The sequence below is a fragment of the Holdemania sp. 1001095H_141210_F2 genome, from assembly GCF_015558105.1.
Taxonomy (GTDB): domain Bacteria; phylum Bacillota_I; class Bacilli_A; order Erysipelotrichales; family Erysipelotrichaceae; genus Holdemania.
In genome coordinates, this window is the sequence record NZ_JADNPO010000067.1 from 1 (window position 1) to 1,146 (window position 1,146).

Annotated in this window: 1 protein-coding gene; it reads left to right on the forward strand. The window is 30.9% G+C overall.

From position 1 onward, the window contains the following. Positions 1–128 precede the first annotated feature (128 nt). Positions 129–1,124 (forward strand): site-specific tyrosine recombinase/integron integrase, encoded by a 996-nt coding sequence (gene xerA / locus I2G61_RS16270; protein ID WP_195548479.1) that lies wholly within the window; start codon positions 129–131, stop codon positions 1,122–1,124. The last annotated feature ends 22 nt before the right edge of the window (positions 1,125–1,146 follow it).

Here is a 1,146-nt window from a genome sequence, read left to right on the forward strand (position 1 = left end):
CGATAAATCAAAATTAGCAGTGCAGCAGTCACTGGAAAAAACACAAGAATTATTTGATAGTTTAATGCAAAAATATTTTGGATAGTTGAGTAATGGTTGGAGTGAGGTTGGTAATGGAGGTTATTAGTATGAAAGAAACCATTATCAAAGAAATAGAACAATCTTTACTTAAACATTTAAATAATGCTCAAATGCAGATGCTTGATCTTGTTTTAACTCGATGCTTTGAAAAAGTGGAAATTAAAGCTTTGGAGGATTCTATAAGTGAGATCTGCAAATATTCCAATGAAGAATTAATCTCTAAATTTATATCTGCTAAAGAAATAGAAGGTTGTAGTAAAAGAACTACAAAATATTATGAATCCACTTTGATTAAAATGAATGAAAAAATCGATATGAGTATTACATATATGACTACTGATGATTTGCGCACATATTTGACAGATTATCAGAAAATGAATAATTGTTCTAAGGCAAGCGTAGATAACATTAGACGGAATTTAAGTAGTTTCTTTTCTTGGCTAGAAGAGGAGAATTATATCTTAAAGAGTCCGATGAAGAGAATTCATAAGATTAAGACAGATAAAGTAATTAAAGAAACATATTCTGATGAAACGTTAGAATTGCTTAGAGATAATTGTACAAGTTTAAGAGATCTAGCAATTATTGATCTGCTGTCCTCAACAGGAATGCGTGTTGGAGAGCTGGTAAAATTAAATATTAACGATATTGATTTCGAAAATAGAGAATGTGTAGTTTTTGGCAAAGGCAATAAAGAAAGACCAGTATATTTTGATGCAAGAACGAAGATTCATTTAAAGAATTATTTAAATGCGAGAACTGATAATAATCCGGCATTATTTGTTTCTCTAGATTTACCACATGATAGATTAAAAATAAGTGGGGTGGAGATCAGATTAAGGCAGCTTGGAAGAAGATTAGGAATCTCGAAAGTTCATCCTCATAAATTTCGAAGAACTGTAGCTACAAAAGCGATTGATAAAGGAATGCCAATAGAACAGGTACAAAGTTTATTAGGGCATTCTCAAATAGATACGACGATGCATTATGCAATGGTCAATCAGAATAATGTTAAAGAATCTCATAGACGATATATAAGTTAGCAAATTCGGATTTATAGGGATG